This is a genomic window from Streptomyces malaysiensis subsp. samsunensis, assembly GCF_024519315.1.
In the GTDB taxonomy this organism is placed as follows: domain Bacteria; phylum Actinomycetota; class Actinomycetes; order Streptomycetales; family Streptomycetaceae; genus Streptomyces; species Streptomyces malaysiensis.
The window spans coordinates 1-419 of sequence record NZ_JANIIC010000274.1 but is presented as its reverse complement, the minus strand read 5'-3'; the positions used below and the strand labels follow the sequence as shown (position 1 = coordinate 419).

Here is a 419-nt window from a genome sequence, read left to right as displayed (position 1 = left end):
CGCCACTTCTGGCGGTGCCCGATGTCCTCGGGCACGCCGGTCCGCCGGCGCCGGACGGTGTCATCCGCCCACTCCCGGGGCAGGAACAGCCGCCAGTTCAGCGGGCACGAGGCCGTATCGGAGACCGCGTGCACGCTGACGGCGACCTGGCAGTTGGCCTGCTTGCCCAAAGCGCCGCAGTACTGGTGGGCGACGCCGACCGACATCCTGCCGTCCTTGGGGAACGACACGTCATCGACCGCCCAGGCATCCGGCCCGATCCGCGGCACCATCCGCTGCGCGATCCGCCGACGCACCGGCACCGGATCCCAGGTGGACTGGTTCACGAACTGCTGCAGGTTCTGCTCGTTGCCGTCCGGCAGCCGAGCGGCCATGGCCTGGACCGACTTGCGGCGACCGTCCATCATCAGCCCCCGCAG

General features: G+C 70.9%; 1 protein-coding gene. It reads right to left on the bottom strand.

The annotated features are described in order from the left end of the window. Positions 1-419: IS701 family transposase (locus NQU54_RS48860; protein ID WP_257636695.1), on the bottom strand; the 419-nt coding region annotated here is incomplete at both ends.